A 17,738-nucleotide genomic window follows, 5' to 3' on the forward strand; every position below is an offset into this window, starting at 1 on the left:
CCCACCGGGCGGCACCGGACCCGGTACCGTGCCCACCGACGCCACCCACCGCGAGCCCGCTCGCCTGCCCAGCCCGGGGGACCCGATGCCGCAACGACCCGCCACCGGATCGGTGCTCCTGACGCCGACGGACCCGCGCAAGCCGCCGCTGTGGCTCCCCCGTGCGCTCGTCATGGTGGTCCTCGCCGTGTTCGCCGCCGTGCTGGCGTGGGGCGCGCTGCGCCAGCTCGGCAACGTGATCTTCATCGTCGTGATCTCGTGGTTCCTGGCGCTCGCCATGGAGCCGTCGATCCGCTGGCTCGTCAAGCACGGCATCCGGCGCACGCGCGCCACCGGACTGGTCATGCTCGGGTCCGTGATCGTGGTCGTCGTGGTGATCGCGCTGTTCGGCGGCCTGTTCATCGCGCAGGTGGTGGACCTGGCGCAGTCGCTGCCGGACTACTACGAACGGCTGGCGACGTGGGCCGACTCGCAGTTCGGCTTCGCCCTGCCGGAGGTCGACGAGCTGCTGGTCAACGCGGGGAACAACTGGCAGGAGCTCGCACCCGGCGTGCTCGGCATCGGCTCCTCGATCCTGGGCGGCCTGTTCACCGCGAGCGCCGTGCTGCTGGTCGTGTACTACATGGCCAGCTCGGGTCCGCGGTTCCGGGCGGCCATCTGCCGGCTGCTGGCGCCGGCCCGCCAGCGCGAGGTGCTGCGGCTGTGGGAGGTCTCGCAGGAGAAGGTCGCGGACTTCATCAACTCCCGGATCGTCCTCGCGGCCCTCTCCACGGTCGTCACGTTCGTCTTCCTGACGGTGCTCGGGATCCCGTACGCGCTCCCGCTCGCCGCGTTCACGGGCGTCGTCTCGCAGTTCGTCCCCACCATCGGCACGTACATCGGTGGTGCGCTGCCGATCGCCGTCGCGCTCGCCGTGGACCCCCTCAAGGGCCTGCTGGTGCTCGCGTTCATCCTGGGATACCAGCAGATCGAGAACCTGGTCTTCGCCCCGAAGGTGTCCGCGCGCTCCCTCGAGATCAACCCGGCGGTGTCCTTCCTCGCCGTGCTCGCGTTCGGTGCGGTGTTCGGGCCCGTCGGCGCGTTCCTCGCGCTCCCCGTCGCCGCGACGATCCAGGCGGTCTCGTCTACCTACGTGCGCCGGCACGAGCTGGTCGACGACGAGCTGCTGAAGGAGGATGGGGCGGCCGTCGACGCGCCCGACGACGAGCCGGCCGAGCCGGCGGGTCAGCCGTAGAAGACGCGCTCGACCACGGCACGCGACCGCCGCGCGGTCCGCAGGTAGTCCTGCTCCAGCTCCCCGCCGGACCCGGCCGGGTAGCCGACCACGCGCGCCAGCCCCGCGAGCGCCTGCCGGTCGTGCGGCAGCACGTCGGCGTGGGAGCCACCCCGGCCGCTCCACAGGACGTTGGCGTCCCGCAGCCGGCTGGCCAGCAGCCACGCCTCGGTGAGCACGCGCGCGTCGTCGCGGTCGAGCAGCCCGGCGTCCGTGGCCGCGTCGAGCGCGGCGAGCGTCCCCGTCGTACGCAGGCCCGGCACGCGGTGCGCGTGCTGGAGCTGCAGGAGCTGAGCCGTCCACTCGACGTCCGAGATCCCCCCGCGACCGAGCTTGAGGTGGCGGGCCGGCTCGACACCGCGCGGGAGCCGCTCGGCCTCGACGCGCGCCTTGATGCGGCGCACCTCGCGCTCGACGGCCGGCTCGACGCCCCCGGCGGGGTAGCGCAGCGGGTCGACCAGGCGCACGAAGCGCTCGCCCAGGTCCTCGTCGCCGGCCACCGGCCGGGCGCGCAGCAGGGCCTGGCTCTCCCACGGTGACGACCAGCGCTCGTAGTACTCGGCGTAGGAGTCGAACGAGCGGACCAGCGGGCCGTTGCGCCCCTCCGGTCGCAGGTCGGCGTCGACCTCCAGCGTCGGCTCCGGACCGACGGTGCCGAGCAGCGACCGCAGTCGGGTGGTGACCTGCAGCGCGAACTCCTGCGCCGCGACGGGGTCCGCTCCGTCGACGGGGTCGTGGACGAACAGGACGTCCGCGTCCGAGGCGTACCCCATCTCGCCGCCGCCCCACCGGCCCATGGCCACGACGAGCAGGCGCGTCGGGCTGGCGTCGAGGCCCTTCTCCCGGCGCACCACCCACTCCGCCACCCGCAGCCCACCGGCCAGGACGACGTCGGCGGCGACGCTCAGGCTCTGCGAGGCGCGCTGGCCGGTGACCACACCGAGCACGTCCGCGGCGGCGGTGCGGGCCAGCTCGCGGCGGCGCAGGCCACGCAGCGCGGTCACGGCCGGGACCTGCTCCTCCGACCGCGTGAGGATGGAGTCCGCCTCCGCGCGCAGCCGCTCGAGGGTGCGGGGTACCAGGTCGGCGTCGTCGGCGAGCCACGTGACCGACTCCGGGGACCGGGTCAGCGCGTCGGCCACGTAGCGGGAGGTGGACAGCACGCTCGCCAGCCGGCGGGCCGCGGTGCCGGAGTCGCGCAGCAGCTTGAGGTACCAGTGCGTGGCGCCCAGCTCGTCCGAGAGACGTCGGAACGCGAGCAGACCACCGTCCGGGTCCGCGCCGTCCGCGAACCACCCGAGCATCACGGGCAGCAGCTGGCGCTGGATCGCCGCACGCCGGGAGACCCCCTCCGTGAGCGCGGCGATGTGTCGCATCGAGCCGGCCGGGTCGGTGTAGCCGATGGCGGCGAGCCGCGCCTTGGCGGCCTCGGGAGCGAGGCTGGCCTCGGCCGTGGACAGCTGGGCCGTCGCCGGCAGGAGCGGCCGGTAGAACAGCTCCTCGTGCAGGCCACGGACCTCTCGGCGCGTCGAGCGCCAGCGTTCCAGCAGCCCGTCGGCGCCCTCGGCACGCATGCCGACGGAGCGTGCCAGCCTGCGCAGGTCGGGCTCGGCGGTCGGCATGAGGTGCGTACGGCGCAGCCGGTGGAGCTGGATCCGGTGCTCGAGGACGCGCAGCAGCCGGTAGCAGACGGCCAGCTGAGCGGCGTGCGACCGGCCCACGTATCCCCCGGCGGCCAGCGCGGCCAGCGCGGTCAGCGTGCTGGGGCTGCGGATCGACTCGTCGGCCCGGCCGTGCACCAGCTGCAGCAGCTGCACCGTGAACTCGACGTCGCGCAGCCCACCGACACCGAGCTTGAGCTGGCGGTCGGCCTCCGCCGCGGGGACGTGGCTCTCCACCCGTCGGCGCATGGCCTGCGAGTCCTCCACGAAGTGCTCGCGCGTGACGGCGCTCCACACGAAGGGCTGCGTCATCTCGACGTACTCGCGGCCCAGCGCCTGGTCCCCCGCCAGCGGACGCGCCTTGAGCAGGGCCTGGAACTCCCACGTCTTGGCCCAGCGCTCGTAGTACGCCTTGTGGCTGGCGATCGTGCGGACCAGCGGGCCGTCCTTGCCCTCGGGGCGCAACGCGGCGTCGACCGGCCAGAGCGCGGGCTCGGCCGACGGAGCGGAGCAGGCCCTCGCCAGACCGGCGGCCAGGCGGGACGCCGCGGCGAGCGCCTCGGCCTCGTCGACCCCGTCCACGGGCTCGGCGACGTAGATGACGTCGACGTCGCTCACGTAGTTGAGCTCGCGGCCGCCGCCCTTGCCCATGCCGATGACCGCCAGCCGCACGCCCCGGCCGTGGTCGTCAAGGTCGGCGCGGGCGAGCGCGAGCGCGGACTCCAGGGCAGCACCCGCGAGGTCGGCCAGCGCGGCGGCGACACCCGGCAGGCGGCTCAGCGGGTCCGTGCAGGTCAGGTCGGTCGCCGCGATGCGCAGCAGCCGGGTCCGGTAGGCCAGGCGCATCGCGTCGACCCCCGCCTGACCGCCGACCGTGGCCACGGGCACGTCCGCGTCGGGGTCGGCACCGACGGCGTCGAGGAGCTCGGCGCGGACGGCGCCCACCGGCACGCCCGTGCCCAGGGTGTCGTCGAGCAGGACACGCAGGGTCTCCGGGTGAGCCACGAGCGTGTCGCCGAGGGCGACCGAGGCGCCGACCACGGCGAGCAGCCGTGACCGGCCGGGCCCGTCCTCCTGGAGGATGCCGGTGAGCACGGCGTGCAGGTCGGGGTCGCCGACCACGGCTCCGGCCAGCTTGGCCAGCGCCAGCAGCGCCTGGTCCGGGTCCGCGACGTCCGCCAGCGGCCCGATGAGCACGTCCGCCGGCGACTCCAGGACACGGCGCAGCGCAGCGTCCGCGAGCAGCCGCTCGGCACGCACCGCGTCCGACACCCCGGCCCTGGTGAGCCGACCGGCGAGCGTCGCCCCGCGGGCGTCGGGCGAGCTCACAGGACCGGCAGGAACCGCCGCAGCTCGTACGGCGTGACCTGCGAGCGGTACTCCTCCCACTCCTGGCGCTTGTTGCGCAGGAAGTAGTCGAAGACGTGCTCGCCCAGCGTCTCCGCCACGAGCTCGGACTTCTCCATGATCGAGATCGCGGCGTCGAGCGACGTCGGCAGGGGCTCGATGCCCAGCGCGCGGCGCTCGGCGTCGGTGAGCTCCCACACGTCGTCCTCGGCGCCCTCGGGCAGCTCGTAGCCCTCCTCGACGCCCTTGAGGCCGGCGGTGAGCAGCAGCGCGTACGCGAGGTACGGGTTGGTGGCCGAGTCGACCGCGCGGTACTCGATGCGGCTCGAGTTGCCCTTGCCCGGCTTGTACATGGGCACCCGCACCAGCGCGGACCGGTTGTTGTGGCCCCAGCAGATGTAGCTCGGCGCCTCGGCCCCGCCCCAGAGCCGCTTGTAGGAGTTCACGAACTGGTTGGTGACCGCGGTGATCTCGGCCGCGTGGCGCAGCAGGCCCGCGATGAACGACCGGGCCGTCTTGGACAGCTCCAGGTGGCCGCCGGCCTCGTGGAACGCGTTGCGGTCGCCCTGGAACAGGGACAGGTGCGTGTGCATGCCGGAGCCCGGCTGGTCGGCGAGCGGCTTGGGCATGAAGCTGGCGAAGACGCCCTGCTCGAGCGCGACCTCCTTGACCACGGTGCGGAACGTCATGATGTTGTCCGCGGTGGTCAGCGCGTCGGCGTAGCGCAGGTCGATCTCGTTCTGGCCCGGCCCGGCCTCGTGGTGGGAGAACTCCACCGAGATGCCCATGGACTCGAGCATGGTGATGGCGGCGCGCCGGAAGTCGTGGGCGGTGCCGCGCGGGACGTGGTCGAAGTAACCGCCCTGGTCCACGGGGACCAGCGGCAGCATGGGGTCCGCCGGGGCGTCGAACAAGTAGAACTCGACCTCGGGGTGCGTGTAGAACGTGAAGCCCTTGTCCGCCGCCTTCGAGAGCGCCCGCTTGAGCACCGTGCGGGAGTCCGCGAGCGACGGCTCGCCGTCCGGGGTCAGCAGGTCGCAGAACATGCGGGCGGTCCCGTGCCGCTCGCCCCGCCACGGCAGGATCTGGAACGTCGACGGGTCGGGCTTGGCGATCATGTCCGCCTCGTACACCCGGGTCAGCCCCTCGATCGCGCTGCCGTCGAAGCCGATCCCCTCCGAGAAGGCAGCCTCGAGCTCGGCGGGGGCTACCGCCACCGACTTCAGGATCCCGAGCACGTCGGTGAACCAGAGACGGATGAAGCGGATGTCCCGCTCCTCGACCGTGCGGAGCACGAACTCCTGCTGCCTGTCCATGCGGTACATCCTGCCTGATGAACGGCCCGGCGCAGGCGCACCGTCCGGAGCGCGTCGCGCGAGATGGTTACGCTCGGCACATGCCCTCCCCCCGCATCGCCCTCGCGCAGATCGACACGCGCGTGGGGGACGTCGACGCCAACGCGCAGACTGTCCTCGACTGGGCCCGGACAGCCGCCCAGGCCGGCGCTCACCTGGTCGTCTTCCCCGAGATGACCCTGACCGGCTACCCCATCGAGGACCTCGCGCTGCGGGCGTCGTTCCGCCGCGGTGCCGAGGCGGCGCTGCAGCGCACGGCCGCCGCGCTGGCCGACGAGGGCCTGGGTGACCTCGCGGTGCTCGTGGGCACGGTCGGGGAGAAGCTGGTGACGCCGGTGCACGAGCCCGGCGCGCCCGAGGGTCCGCGGCGCCCCACCAACCAGGCGGTGCTCCTGCAGCACGGCCAGGTGCAGGTGCGCTACGACAAGCACCACCTTCCCAACTACGGCGTCTTCGACGAGTACCGGATCTTCGCGGCCGGCGACGACGTGTGCGTGATCGACGTGCTGGGCCGCCGGGTGGGCGTCGTGATCTGCGAGGACATCTGGCAGGACGGCGGACCCGTCTCGCAGATGGACGAGAACGAGGTCTCGCTGCTGGTGGTGCTCAACGCGTCGCCGTACGAGGAGGGCAAGGGCCACCAGCGCGTCGAGCTGGCCGCCCGCCGGGCGCACGAGGTCGAGGCGCCGGTGGCGTACGTCAACCTCGTCGGCGGGCAGGACGACCTCGTGTTCGACGGCGGCTCGTTCGTCATCGCGACCGACGGCACCGTGCTGGCGCGGGCCCCCCAGTTCGTGGAGCACCTGCTGGTGTGGGACCTGCTCGGGGACGACGACGCCCCCGCCCGGGGCACGGTGGCACCGCCGCTCGCGCCCGACGAGGAGGTCTACCGCGCGCTCGTCATGGGCCTGCACGGCTACGTGACCAAGAACGGGTTCCGTTCGGTCGTCCTCGGCATGTCCGGTGGCATCGACTCGGCGCTGGTGGCGACCATCGCCGCGGACGCGCTCGGCGGCGAGAACGTGGTCGGCGTCTCGATGCCGTCGGTGCACTCGTCGGACCACAGCAAGGACGACGCCCAGGACCTGGCCAAGCGGATCGGCGCCGACTACAGGGTCCAGCCGATCAAGGCGATGGTCGACGCGTTCGAGGCGGAGATACCGGTCGAGGGCGTGGCCGCGGAGAACCTGCAGGCCCGCGTCCGCGGCGTCATCCTCATGGCGATCTCGAACCGCGAGGGCCACCTGGTGATCGCGCCGGGCAACAAGACCGAGCTCGCGGTCGGGTACACGACGATCTACGACGCCGGCAGCATCGGCGGCTTCGCCCCGATCAAGGACGTCGACAAGTCGCGCGTCTGGGCACTCGCCCGCTGGCGCAACAACGCCGCGATCGACGGCGTCTTCGGACCGGGCGAGATCCCGCCGATCCCCGAGTCGTCCATCACCAAGCCGCCGTCGGCGGAGCTCCGTCCGGGCCAGGTCGACCAGGACTCGCTCCCGCCGTACGACCTGCTCGACGAGGTGCTCGACGCCTACGTCGAGCACGCCGAGGGCCGGGCGGAGCTGCTGGCCCGCGGGTTCGACCCCGCCGTCGTCGACAAGGTCCTTGCTTTGGTCGACCGCGCCGAGTGGAAGCGCCGGCAGTACCCGCCGGGCACCAAGGTGACCGCGCTGGCGTTCGGCCGCGACCGTCGACTCCCGATCACCACCCGCTGGCGCGAGCCGTGACCACCCCGACAGGAGCTCCACGAATGACGACCCCGAAGCGCGTGCGCGTGCACCACCTGCGCGAGGCCAAGGAGCGAGGCTCGAAGCTGACCATGCTCACGGCCTACGACGCCGTCACCGCGCGGATCTTCGACGAGGCGGGCATCGACATGCTGCTGGTCGGAGACTCGATCGGGAACACGATGCACGGGCACACCACGACCCTGCCGGTGACGGTGGACGACCTGATCCCTCCCGCGCGCGCGGTGGCCCGCGCGGCCCGGCGCGCCTTCGTCGTCGCCGACCTGCCCTTCGGGTCGTACGAGGCCGGCCCCGCGCAGGCGCTCGAGACCGCGGTGCGGATGATGAAGGAGACCGGCGTCGCCGCCGTGAAGTTCGAGGGCGGCAAGCGCGTCGTCCCGCAGATCAGGGCGCTCACCGACGCCGGTATCCCGGTGGTCGCCCACCTCGGCTACACGCCGCAGTCGGAGAACCTGCTCGGCGGCCCGCGCGTGCAGGGTCGCGGAGACCTCGCCGCCGAGCAGCTGTGCGAGGACGCCGTGGCGATCGCCGAGGCGGGTGCCGTCGCGGTCGTCCTCGAGATGGTGCCGGCGCCGGTGGCGGCGCGGGTCACCGAGATCCTGCAGATCCCGACCATCGGCATCGGGGCCGGGACGCAGTGCGACGGGCAGGTGCTGGTCTGGGTGGACATGGCCGGCATGACCGACTGGTCACCGCGGTTCGCCAAGCGGTTCGGTGAGGTCGGCGCGGCGCTGCAGGCGGCCGCCACGGCCTACGCCGACGAGGTCCGCTCCGGCACGTTCCCGGACGCGGACCACCAGTTCGACGCGTGACCACGGCGGCCCGGGTCCTCGTCTGGACCGTCGCGGTCGCGGTCGTCGTCGTGCTCGTCGCGCTGGCGGTACCCGTCGCGTCCGGCGCCTACGTCGTCGCCCAGCTCGTGTCGTTCCGCGCGGTCCTCGGCCTCGGCGCGGCGGCCCTCGCGACGTTGTTGCTCGCCGTCCCGGTGACGCGACGGCGCCTGCTGCCCGTGACGGTCGCGCTGGCGGTCGGCGCCCTCGCGCAGGGCGCGGTCCTGGTCACGCGATCGGTGCCGCAGCACACGTCCGCGCCGGACTCCGGCGACCAGCTGGTCGTGCTCTCCTTCAACACGCTGGACACGGTCGACGCCGGGCTGCTCGCCGCACTGGCGCTCGAGCACGGCGCGGACGTGGTGGTCCTGCCCGAGACCTCCGGCTACACCGCCCGGATGACTGCCAAACGGCTCGCCGCCGCGGGGTCGCCCATGCAGCTGCTCGCCGCCGAGGGGAACACCTCGTTCATCGCCGGCACCGCGCTGCTGGTGGCCGGCCACGTCGGCACCTACCCGATCGCCGAGCCACTGCCGACACGCCTGGGGTCGCTCCGCGCGGACCCCGAGGACCCGCTCACCTCACCGGTGATCGTCGCCGCCCACCCGATGGCACCCGTCAGCCGCCGGGCGATGCCACCGTGGCGCACCGAGACCCGGCTGGTGGCGACGACGTGTGCCGAGACCCCGGGGGCGATCGTGGCGGGCGACCTCAACGCGACCCTCGACCACCCGGGCCTGCGGGAGCTCGGCCCGTGCGTCGACGCCGCCCGGGCCGCCGGCGCCGCGGCGCTGGGCACCTGGCCGTCAGACGTCCCGGCACTGCTCGCCGCACCGATCGACCACGTGCTCGTCGACGGCCGCGCCTGGCGGGTCGTGGCGTTCCAGGTGCTGCCGCGCACCGGTGGCAGCGACCACCGGCCGGTCCTGGCGACGCTCGCGCGCCGCTGACCGGTCAGGACTGCTCGTCCTGACGCTCCCAGTCCTCGTTGCGGCGCCGGGCCTTCTCCAGCGCGCTCGTCGCCTCGTCGCGGGTCTCGTACGGGCCCATGAGCTTGGTCCAGTCGCTGTGCCGGCCCTCCTCGACCTCGTGGGTCTCGATGTTGAACCAGAACTTCTCCGCCATGGTGCTCTCCCTTCGCCGGGGCGTCCTCGGCACCGGCCCTGACCGGCTCCGTCGCCCTCCTGTCCGTAGACTGCCAGGTATGTCGCCCGTCCACGCGCCACGATCCGCCCTGGTCCCGGGCACCCTGAGCCCGCGCCGGGCGGTCCCCGCCGGCATCGCCCGTCCGGAGTACGTCGGCCGGCCCGGTCCGGCCCGCTGGTCGGGAAGCGACGTGCTGGAGCCCGAGATGATCGAGCGCGTCCGTGTCGCCGCCCGCCTCGCCGCCCAGGCGCTGCAGCTGGTGGGGAGCCACGTCGCCCCGGGCATCACCACCGACGAGCTCGACGCGATCGGCCACGAGTTCCTGGTCGAGCACGGCGCCTACCCCTCGACGCTGGGCTACCGGGGCTTCCCCAAGTCGCTGTGCACGTCGGTCAACGAGGTGATCTGCCACGGCATCCCCGACTCGACGGTCATCGAGGACGGCGACATCGTGAACATCGACGTCACCGCGTACATCGGCGGCGTGCACGGCGACAACAACGCGACGTTCCTCGCGGGGGACGTCGACGAGAAGTCCCGGCTGCTCGTCGAGCGCACGCAGGAGGCGCTGGCCCGGGCCATCAAGGCCGTCGTGCCCGGGCGCGAGATCAACGTCGTCGGCCGGGTGATCGAGAAGTACGCGGCACGCTTCGGGTACGGCGTCGTGCGCGACTACACCGGGCACGGCGTCGGCCCGGCGTTCCACACCGGGCTCGTGGTCCCCCACTACGACGCGGCACCTGCTCACGACACGCTCATCGAACCGGGCATGGTGTTCACCATCGAGCCCATGCTCAACCTCGGCACACCCGACTGGATCATGTGGGACGACGACTGGACGGTGCTGACCGCCGACGGTCGCCGCAGTGCGCAGTTCGAGCACACCCTGCTGGTCACCGACAACGGAGCGGAGATCCTGACCCTGCCATGAGCGACCACAAGCACAAGAAGAACCCCCGGACGGCGTTCGGCATCGACATCGGCGGCAGCGGGATCAAGGGCGCCCCCGTGTCGCTGGCCGACGGTGAGTTCGCCGCCGACCGGCTGCGCATCCCCACGCCGCAGCCGTCCACGCCCGAGGCCGTCGCCGCCACCGTGGCCAAGGTCGTCGACTCGTTCGACCTGGCCAAGGACGTGCCGATCGGGGTCACGTTCCCCGCGGTGATCCTGCACGGCGTCGCGCAGTCCGCCGCGAACGTCGACAAGTCGTGGATCGGCACTGACGTCGAGAAGGCGGTGCACGGTGCAACGGGACGCCGGGTGCTCGCCGTCAACGACGCCGACGCGGCCGGGTACGCCGAGGTCCTCTACGGCGCGGCCAAGGGCGTCGACGGCGTCGTCCTCATCGTGACCCTCGGCACCGGCATCGGCTCGGCGCTCATCGTCGACGGGCACCTCGTGCCCAACACCGAGCTCGGGCACCTCGAGATCGACGGGCACGACGCCGAGTCGCGCGCGGCCGAGAGCGTCCGCGACCGTGAGGGACTGGACTGGACGCAGTGGGCCGAGCGGCTGCAGCGGTACTTCACCGTCGTGGAGAACCTGTTCTGGCCCGACCTCATCGTGGTCGGCGGTGGCGTGAGCAAGCACCACGCGAACTTCCTGCCGCTGCTCGACCTGCGCACCAAGATCGTGCCGGCCGAGCTGCGCAACGCGGCGGGCATCGTCGGCGCGGCGGCACTGGCGGCGGCCGCCCACGGCTGACAGCCCGCGCTCGCTGGTCGAGGTCGCGCCCGGGGTCCACGTCGCGACGAGCGCCGTCTACACGACGACGTCGACGGTGGTCGTCGCCGCGGACGGCACGTGCCTCGTGATCGACCCGGCTGTGACCGCCCCCGAGGTCGACGGGCTCGCCGCGGCCGTGCGGCACCGCGGCTGGACGCCCGTGGCCGTCTGGTCGACGCACGCGCACTGGGACCACACCCTGGACGGGAGCGGTCTGACCCCTCTGCCGCGCTGGTCGTCGGGTCCGTCGGCCACGGACCGCGAGACGCTCGCCGCGGAGCGGGACGCCGACCCGGAGCTCGCGCGTTCCGGTGAGCCGGCGGCGCCGATCGCCGCTCCCGCCGTCGCATACCCCGCCCGGTCCTCAGGCGTCCTCGACTGGGCCGGCCCGTCCGTCCGAGTCCTGAGCCACGCCGCCCACGCTCGGCCGCACTCGGCCCTCGTCCTGCCCGAGCACGGGGTGCTCGTCGCGGGCGACATGCTCTCCGACGTGGAGATCCCGCTGCTCGACCTCTCCGCCGACGACCCCGTCGGTGACTACCTCGACGCGCTCGCGCTCCTCGAGGCCGCGCAGGCGGACGTCGTCGTGCCCGGGCACGGCAGGGTCGGGGGTCGCGACGAGATCGCCAGGCGGCTCGGGGCCGACCGCGCTTACCTGGCCGCTCTCGTCGCGGGCGCCGAGACGGCCGACGACCGGCTCGCCCTGCCCTGGACAGCCGCCGCCCACGCCGAGCAGCGGGCGGCGGTGGGACGATGAGCAGCGTGGAGTGGCTGATCGCCGGGGCCGTCGTCGCCCTCGTCCTCGTGCTCGTCGCGGCCGACCGGATGGTGGCCCGCGGCTGGTTCGACCGGCGTCGACCACGCGAGCGCCGGACCGTCGGCGGGCGGACGGGCAGCGGCGCGTTCGGGGCGCTGGTCGACGTGTTCCAGCCGAACCACGAGTACCTCACGACGGAGCAGGACCGTCAGCGGCTCGACATCACGCAGACCGGGGACGCCGCCGGCCGGCTCGACCTCGACTCCGGCGTCGCGCACCTCGACCCCGGACCGCCACGGGAGTAGCCGTCGCGGATGTCAGTGGCGCCCTCTAGCCTGCCGGGCATGGCACCTGTGGTCTCGCAGCTGACGATCGACTCCGCCGACCCGCACGCCCTCGCCCGCTGGTGGCGGGAGGTCCTCGACTGGTCGTACGCCTGGGAACCGGCGGACGACGACGACGAGATTGAGATCCAACCGCCCGACGGAGCGGCGACCAGCTGGCTCTTCCTGAAGGTCCCGGACGTCAAGACGGTGAAGAACCGGCTGCACGTGGACCTGCGCCCACCCAACGGCTCCGACCAGGCCACCGAGCTCGAGCGGCTGCTCGCCCTGGGGGCCACGCGGGTGGACATCGGCCAGGGCGACGTCCCGTGGCACGTGCTGGCGGACCCGGAGGGCAACGAGTTCTGCCTGCTCCGCAGCACGCCGGACCAGCTGGCGGCGGCGGTCGCGGCCGAGGGGACCGGCGCCTGAGCGCTCCCCCGCACGGGTGACTGCGGCGCGTCGTCCTCCGAATCGGACGAATCGGGCAGCAGTTGTCGGTAGGTTCCAGGGATGGTCAGCGCCGAACTTCCGGTCCTGGGCGACGTCGCGTGGCAGGACTGGGAGCAGTGGGTGCCCCTGGCCGTCTCCGTGCTGACGTTGCTCGCCGCCCTCGGAGCATGGGTCCTCGCCGGCAAGGCGGCCCGACGGACCACCCGCCAGGCCGACGCCACCATCACGCAGGCGAAGGCGTTCGAGGAGCAGGTCGCCATCGCGCAGGAGGCCCTCGGGCTCGCGCGCCAGGAGGCCCAGAACGCGCGCGTCGACGCCGAGCGGCAGCGGTTGGAGACCGACCGGATCCGGCGGATGCTCGAGGAGGCGCGCCTCGACGCCCTCGCACCGACGATCGTGGCCCGCGCCCTGCCCGACGGGACCGGCTCCCCCGGTCGGCCCGCCCTCGAGTCCTGCCAGCTCACGGCGGGCGGCCAGGACAGGTGGCGCCCGGTGACGGGCCAGCTGCAGGTCGGACGCGACCAGACGTACGCCTTCCGCACCGCCCTGACCCTCTGGTTCGAGAACGTGTCCGACCGGGTCGCCCAGGTCGACATCCTCGACTCGGCCGGCGGGGAGCTCGACCTGCTGCCGGGGCACCCGCTGGTGGTGCCCGCCCGCGAGTCGCGCAGCGTGACCTGGATGCGGCTGTGGACCTCGCGCGACCTCGACAGCGACGCGCAGATCCAGGACCCTGCCGCGTGGCTGTTCAACCTCACGTTCACGGTGACGGACCTCGGCCTGCACGTCCGCGACACCTACGCGTTCGACGGCGACCTGCGGTTCTTCGACCGGGACGGCTCGTGGCTGGTCGTCATGCCCGAGCCGCCCCTGCCGTGGACGTCCGACGTCGCGTCGATGCTCCCCGGTCGCACCTACCAGCGGCTGGACGCGACCGTCAGCTGAGCGCGGCCCGCACCAGCGTCGACAGCTTCTTGCCGTCCGCCGACGCACCGGCACGCGCCGTCGCCTCCTTCATGACCGCACCCATGTCCCGCACCGACGTGGCGCCGACGTCCGCGACCACCGCGCTCACCAGCGCCTGCAGCTCCTCGTCCGAGAGCTGCGCGGGCAGGTAGGTCTCGATGAGATCCGCCTCGGCGGTCTCCGTGGCCGCGCGCTCCGGGGCGTTCGCGTCGGTGTAGATCTGGGCCGAGTCCCGGCGCTTCTTCACCTCGCGCGCGAGGATCTTGAGCACCTCGTCGTCGGTCAGCTCCTTCTCGACGCTCCCCGCCTTGGCCTCGAACCGGACGGCGCCGATGATCTGGCGCAGGATGCCCGTCCGCTGGGTGTCGCGGGCCTTCATGGCGGTGGTCAGGTCGGACGTCAGCTGGTCGAGGGTGCTCATGGGAGCCATCGTGCCCTGCGACGACCAGATCCACAGTCGCAATCCGCGGGCACCGTCGTCGTCGCGGGAGACCGGCCGTCGCGCTCGAGGCGGTGGAGCTGCTCTAGTCCGGAGGGAAGGGAACGGGCCCGAGCGAGGCATGGATCTCGCCGACGGCCCTCGACAGAGGGCCGAGGCCCTCGGCGAGACGGTCGATGATCAGCTTGTCGACGGCCTCCTTGTCCGCCTGCGTCAGGACCGTGCTCGCCTGGTGCAGCGTGAGGAGCTGGTCGACGACGGTCGTGACCCGCCCGACGATGAGGCGGTCGATCGCCTCGAGGTCTGCCTGGTTCAGTGGCATGTCCGCCTCCGGGAGGAACTGGACGGCGATCCCGTCGTCCGGGTCTGCTGTGTCGGACCAGTGCCACGGCTCACCGATGGACCGGCCCTCTGCGTTCGAGAACGAGTGGCGGGCGGCGACCGCCGCGAACTGGTTGTACCGGGTGGTCGTCGGGTTGAACTGCTTGAGCTGACCCACGTCGACGACGTCGACGGTGGTACCGAGGCCGTGGTTCGACTTCCCGGGCACCGCAGCGGACGGCGTGCCCGCGGTCCTGCGCCAGAACGTGGTGCCGTCCACGACCTTGGAGGGACCGTGCCCCGTGTTCGTGGTGGTGTAGTTCCGCTCGAACAGCCTCCGCTGGCGTTTCACGTCCCGGTACCCGTCGCCGGCGGAGACGACCTCGGGCGACCAGCCGAACTCGTCCTCGACGCCTGCGCGGATCGCGGCCCACCGCTGCGCCGACCCGGGCCGCAGACGGGCGCCCGACACCCCGGCCACCTGGACCAGGAGGACGACACCGTCGAGGGATCCGTTGACGAGCAGCACGGTTCAGGCCGTCCCGGGGTGGGCGTCCCGGGCGGCCGAGCCGCCGGTCGCCGTCGTCGGTGCGTCAGGGGTCGGGTCCATGTCTGAGGATGGCACGAACGCCGTTGTCGTGGTATATGCCCATACGTCACCCAACGGGCGAAATATCCCTGTCGATCGGGGCGGATGAGTCAGTCGATACGCCGGGTTCTGTCCTCGCACGCGGTTGCCCGCACTGCGCGAGTGGCGGCCATCCCTCTACGACGTACGTTGCCGCACGCCTCCAGCGGCCTACCCGGGAGCTCGGGCGAGCAGCCCTCGAACGCTCCCTGTCTGACCTTGCTCCGGGTGGGGTTTACCTAGCCGCACCGGTCGCCCGGCACGCTGGTGGTCTCTTACACCACCGTTTCACCCTTACCCGACCGGCGGACCGGTCGGGCGGTCTGTTCTCTGTGGCACTGTCCCGCGGGTCACCCCGGGTGGGTGTTACCCACCACCCTGCTCTGCGGAGCCCGGACGTTCCTCGGCGAGCCCGAGGGCTCGACGCGGCCGCCTGACTGACTCATCCGCGCCCCCAGCCTAGCCGCCCGGAAGAGCACCCATCCGCCGTGCGTCCTGCTCCGAACCACACGCATGGAGACTGCCACCGGACTGACCCGGCGCGAGCGCGTGATCCTCGCCCAGCTGGCCCTGCCACTCACGCTGAGCGAGATCGCCGCGTCGCTCTTCGTCACCCGCAACACCGTGAAGTCGCAGGTGCGCTCGATCTACCTGAAGCTCGACGTGGCCGACCGCGAGTCGGCCCTGGCCGCCGGCCGGGCACGCGGCCTCATCACCGAGTACCTGGGCGGTCCGGAGCCGCGTCGACAGCTCGTCGGCGTGGCGGCTCAGACGTCGAGGCGGTAGGTCAGCGACAGCTCGTCGCCAGAGACTCCTCGGATCCCCCAGTTCTCCGGCGGGCTCTCGATGATGATGATCTCGAGGTCGTCGGCGGAGAGGCCGAGGGTGGGAGCGACGTCGTCGTAGAACGAGGCGATCAGCGCCCGGCGTGCCGCGCGGGAACGACCTGTGAAGCAGAGGATCTCGACGACCAGGTAGTCCTTGCTCCGGGGGGCGACGAGGTCGTCGGCGTCGAGCAGCAGGAAGCGGTGGAACCGCTTGTCTTCGGGCAGTCCCCACGTGCCGACGAGCGCCCGGTGCACCGCGTCGGACACCGAGCCGCGACGGTCCTGCCACACGTCACGCCGGCCGTAGATCTTCACGTGCGCCATCGGTCCTCCTCGCGGTCCACCGTCGCGCGGGAGCCTACAGTTCACGGGTGCTCGTGCTCCTGCCGCCCTCCGAGGGCAAGACGCCGCCGCGCGCCCGCGGCCCCCTGCTCGACCTCGACGCCCTCTCGGCGCCCGGTCTGGCACGGGTGCGGGAGCGAGTCCTCGACGCGTTGATCGAGGTCAGCGCGTCGCCAGAGGCCATGCGCGTGCTCGGCGTCGGCGCCAGCCTGTCCGCCGAGGTCGCGCGCAACGTGCACCTGCGCACGGCAGCGACCGCTCCGGCCCGACAGGTCTACACGGGCGTCCTCTACGCCGCGGCCGGCCTCGACCGGCTGACCCCGGCCGGACGGGCCCGTGCCGCGCAGAGCGTGCGCATCGTCTCCGGGCTGTGGGGGCTGGTCGCGCCCGACGACCGCATCCCCGCGTACCGCCTCTCGATGGGGACCGACCTTCCGGGGATCGGTCCGCTGGCCGGCGCCTGGCGCGACGCGATGGATGCCGAGCTGGACGCGCGTGCGGAGGGCGAGCTCGTGGTGGACTGCCGCTCCGCGACCTACCTGGCCGCGTGGCACCCGCCGCGGTCGGCCGACTGGGTGGCGGTGCGGGTGCTGCGCGAGATCGACGGGACGCGGGCGGTCGTCTCGCACCACGCCAAGCACACTCGGGGCGTGCTCACCCGGCACCTGCTGACCCGTCGCGGGCGGGCACCGCACGACGCGCAGTCCCTGGCGCGGGTGGCCGGCGAGCTCGTCGGCTCCGCTCTGCTCGCGGTCGAGCTGGGACCGGCACGGCGCGGCGCCCGCACGCTCGAGCTCGTCGTCGCCTGAGCTCAGGAGCCCGACGACCAGCCCTCGCTCGGCACGCCGACCACCGCGATCTCGTCGCGGCGGTCCTCGAAGAGCCGGATGATGCTCACCGACGCCGGCGCCACCCGCAGCTGGCTCCACGACGACGGCTGGGCGCCCATCGTCACCCCGAGCGCCGCGCGGATGGCCACGGCGTGGCTCACGACGACGACCGTGCGGTCGACGCCCGCCGCCAGGAGACCGTCGAGACCCTTCTGCAGCCGGCGCCCGACGTCCGCGATGGACTCGCCGCCGGGGGGCCGCAGGTCGGCCTCGGTGTGCCACGGCTCCAGCTGCCCGGGCCAGCGCTCCTCGATCTGCTCAGCGGTCAGCCCCTGCCACTCCCCGAAGTTCGCCTCCTGGAACGCGGCGTCCGTCCGGACGGGCAGACCCAGACGCTCGGCGATGACCGCGCTGGTCTCCTGCGTGCGCACCATGGGCGAGGCGATGATCTCGCTGGGGTACGGGATGTCCCCCCACAGGTCCCGGCCCACGCGATCCACCAGGTCGGCGGCGTCCCGCGCCTGGCGCCGACCGGTCTCGTCCAGCGACGGACCCGGCTCGCCGGAGCCCGAGTAGCCACGGGAGACCGTCATCGTGGTCTGCCCGTGCCGCACCAGCACGACCGTGACGGGTTGCTCCTCGTCGAAGCGCACCCCCGCACCGGACGGCCTCGGCGCACGCGCCGGCGGAGGGGACGAAGGAGTGCCCAGGGGTTCTGTGACGTCGCTCACGCTGGCAGTCTGTCGCCCCCGCGCCGGGTGCGC

19 protein-coding genes and 1 other RNA gene are annotated in these 17,738 nt (G+C 73.0%); 12 read left to right on the plus strand and 8 right to left on the minus strand.

All coding sequences use genetic code 11. The annotated features are described in order from the left end of the window. Positions 1-28: 28 nt before the first annotated feature. Positions 29-1,234, plus strand: a complete 1,206-nt coding sequence (locus RYN42_RS03560; protein WP_315093778.1) for an AI-2E family transporter — start codon at positions 29-31, stop codon at positions 1,232-1,234. Here RYN42_RS03560 and RYN42_RS03565 read toward each other — a convergent pair. Both RYN42_RS03565 and glnA read right to left on the minus strand, forming a co-directional pair. Further along, positions 1,225-4,263 (minus strand): bifunctional [glutamine synthetase] adenylyltransferase/[glutamine synthetase]-adenylyl-L-tyrosine phosphorylase, encoded by a 3,039-nt coding sequence (locus tag RYN42_RS03565; protein ID WP_315093780.1) that lies wholly within the window; start codon positions 4,261-4,263, stop codon positions 1,225-1,227. The two genes, RYN42_RS03560 and RYN42_RS03565, sit on opposite strands and share 10 nt — an antisense overlap. Then, positions 4,260-5,597 carry a type I glutamate--ammonia ligase gene (gene glnA, locus RYN42_RS03570; RefSeq protein WP_315093782.1) on the minus strand — a complete coding sequence of 446 codons (1,338 nt, stop codon included), beginning with the start codon at positions 5,595-5,597 and terminating at the stop codon, positions 4,260-4,262. Before glnA ends, RYN42_RS03565 begins: the two co-directional genes overlap by 4 nt. An 80-nt stretch (positions 5,598-5,677) precedes the next feature. Between glnA and RYN42_RS03575 the strand changes: the two genes are divergently transcribed. From RYN42_RS03575 to RYN42_RS03585, 3 genes are read left to right on the plus strand one after another with little or no spacing between them, the layout of a single operon-like run. Further along, positions 5,678-7,366: an NAD+ synthase gene (locus tag RYN42_RS03575; protein ID WP_315093784.1), complete on the plus strand. Its 1,689-nt coding sequence runs from the start codon at positions 5,678-5,680 to the stop codon at positions 7,364-7,366. A gap of 23 nt (positions 7,367-7,389) precedes the next feature. Then, entirely contained in the window at positions 7,390-8,199 is an 810-nt protein-coding gene (panB, locus tag RYN42_RS03580) for a 3-methyl-2-oxobutanoate hydroxymethyltransferase (RefSeq protein ID WP_315093787.1), read from the plus strand. Then, positions 8,196-9,167 carry an endonuclease/exonuclease/phosphatase family protein gene (locus RYN42_RS03585; RefSeq protein WP_315093789.1) on the plus strand — a complete coding sequence of 324 codons (972 nt, stop codon included), beginning with the start codon at positions 8,196-8,198 and terminating at the stop codon, positions 9,165-9,167. Before panB ends, RYN42_RS03585 begins: the two co-directional genes overlap by 4 nt. 4 nt (positions 9,168-9,171) lie before the next feature. Here the strand turns inward: RYN42_RS03585 and RYN42_RS03590 are convergent, their stop codons facing one another. Then, positions 9,172-9,342, minus strand: a complete 171-nt coding sequence (locus tag RYN42_RS03590) for an SPOR domain-containing protein (protein ID WP_315093791.1) — start codon at positions 9,340-9,342, stop codon at positions 9,172-9,174. A gap of 79 nt (positions 9,343-9,421) precedes the next feature. On the opposite strand from RYN42_RS03590, the gene map reads away from it, so the two are divergent. From map to RYN42_RS03620, 6 genes are all read left to right on the plus strand, one after another. Continuing rightward, positions 9,422-10,294 carry a type I methionyl aminopeptidase gene (gene map, locus RYN42_RS03595; RefSeq protein WP_399552386.1) on the plus strand — a complete coding sequence of 291 codons (873 nt, stop codon included), beginning with the start codon at positions 9,422-9,424 and terminating at the stop codon, positions 10,292-10,294. Then, complete coding sequence (ppgK, locus tag RYN42_RS03600) at positions 10,291-11,067, plus strand: polyphosphate--glucose phosphotransferase (protein ID WP_315093792.1); 777 nt, start codon at positions 10,291-10,293, stop codon at positions 11,065-11,067. Before map ends, ppgK begins: the two co-directional genes overlap by 4 nt. 76 nt (positions 11,068-11,143) lie before the next feature. Beyond that, on the plus strand, positions 11,144-11,845 hold the full coding sequence (locus RYN42_RS03605) for an MBL fold metallo-hydrolase (protein ID WP_315093794.1): 702 nt from the start codon (positions 11,144-11,146) through the stop codon (positions 11,843-11,845). Continuing rightward, positions 11,842-12,150: a DUF6191 domain-containing protein gene (locus RYN42_RS03610; protein ID WP_315093795.1), complete on the plus strand. Its 309-nt coding sequence runs from the start codon at positions 11,842-11,844 to the stop codon at positions 12,148-12,150. Before RYN42_RS03605 ends, RYN42_RS03610 begins: the two co-directional genes overlap by 4 nt. 39 nt (positions 12,151-12,189) lie before the next feature. Continuing rightward, positions 12,190-12,600: a VOC family protein gene (locus RYN42_RS03615; protein WP_315093797.1), complete on the plus strand. Its 411-nt coding sequence runs from the start codon at positions 12,190-12,192 to the stop codon at positions 12,598-12,600. An 81-nt stretch (positions 12,601-12,681) separates the two neighbouring features. After that, complete coding sequence (locus tag RYN42_RS03620; RefSeq protein WP_315093799.1) at positions 12,682-13,566, plus strand: hypothetical protein; 885 nt, start codon at positions 12,682-12,684, stop codon at positions 13,564-13,566. On the opposite strand, the gene RYN42_RS03625 is transcribed toward RYN42_RS03620, so the two are convergent. The 3 genes from RYN42_RS03625 to rnpB form a co-directional block, all read right to left on the minus strand. Beyond that, positions 13,559-14,008 (minus strand): GatB/YqeY domain-containing protein, encoded by a 450-nt coding sequence (locus tag RYN42_RS03625; RefSeq protein ID WP_315093801.1) that lies wholly within the window; start codon positions 14,006-14,008, stop codon positions 13,559-13,561. The two genes, RYN42_RS03620 and RYN42_RS03625, sit on opposite strands and share 8 nt — an antisense overlap. 103 nt (positions 14,009-14,111) lie before the next feature. Next, complete coding sequence (locus RYN42_RS03630; protein WP_315093803.1) at positions 14,112-14,876, minus strand: M15 family metallopeptidase; 765 nt, start codon at positions 14,874-14,876, stop codon at positions 14,112-14,114. Positions 14,877-15,038: 162 nt separating this feature from the next. Then, positions 15,039-15,420, minus strand: an RNA gene (gene rnpB / locus RYN42_RS03635) — RNase P RNA component class A. Positions 15,421-15,488: 68 nt separating this feature from the next. Between rnpB and RYN42_RS03640 the strand changes: the two genes are divergently transcribed. Further along, positions 15,489-15,761: a LuxR C-terminal-related transcriptional regulator gene (locus RYN42_RS03640; protein ID WP_315093805.1), complete on the plus strand. Its 273-nt coding sequence runs from the start codon at positions 15,489-15,491 to the stop codon at positions 15,759-15,761. Here the strand turns inward: RYN42_RS03640 and RYN42_RS03645 are convergent. Continuing rightward, positions 15,743-16,126: a tautomerase family protein gene (locus RYN42_RS03645; RefSeq protein ID WP_315093807.1), complete on the minus strand. Its 384-nt coding sequence runs from the start codon at positions 16,124-16,126 to the stop codon at positions 15,743-15,745. The two genes, RYN42_RS03640 and RYN42_RS03645, sit on opposite strands and share 19 nt — an antisense overlap. Before the next feature lie 47 nt (positions 16,127-16,173). On the opposite strand from RYN42_RS03645, the gene RYN42_RS03650 reads away from it, so the two are divergent. Further along, complete coding sequence (locus RYN42_RS03650) at positions 16,174-16,953, plus strand: peroxide stress protein YaaA (protein ID WP_315093809.1); 780 nt, start codon at positions 16,174-16,176, stop codon at positions 16,951-16,953. A 2-nt stretch (positions 16,954-16,955) separates the two neighbouring features. Here RYN42_RS03650 and RYN42_RS03655 read toward each other — a convergent pair whose 3' ends face one another. Beyond that, a complete protein-coding gene (locus RYN42_RS03655) occupies positions 16,956-17,627 on the minus strand; it encodes a histidine phosphatase family protein (protein WP_315093811.1) in 672 nt (223 codons plus the stop codon). Between the last annotated feature and the right edge of the window lie 111 nt (positions 17,628-17,738).

This window comes from uncultured Cellulomonas sp. (assembly GCF_963527515.1).
In the GTDB taxonomy this organism is placed as follows: Bacteria; Actinomycetota; Actinomycetes; order Actinomycetales; family Cellulomonadaceae; genus Cellulomonas.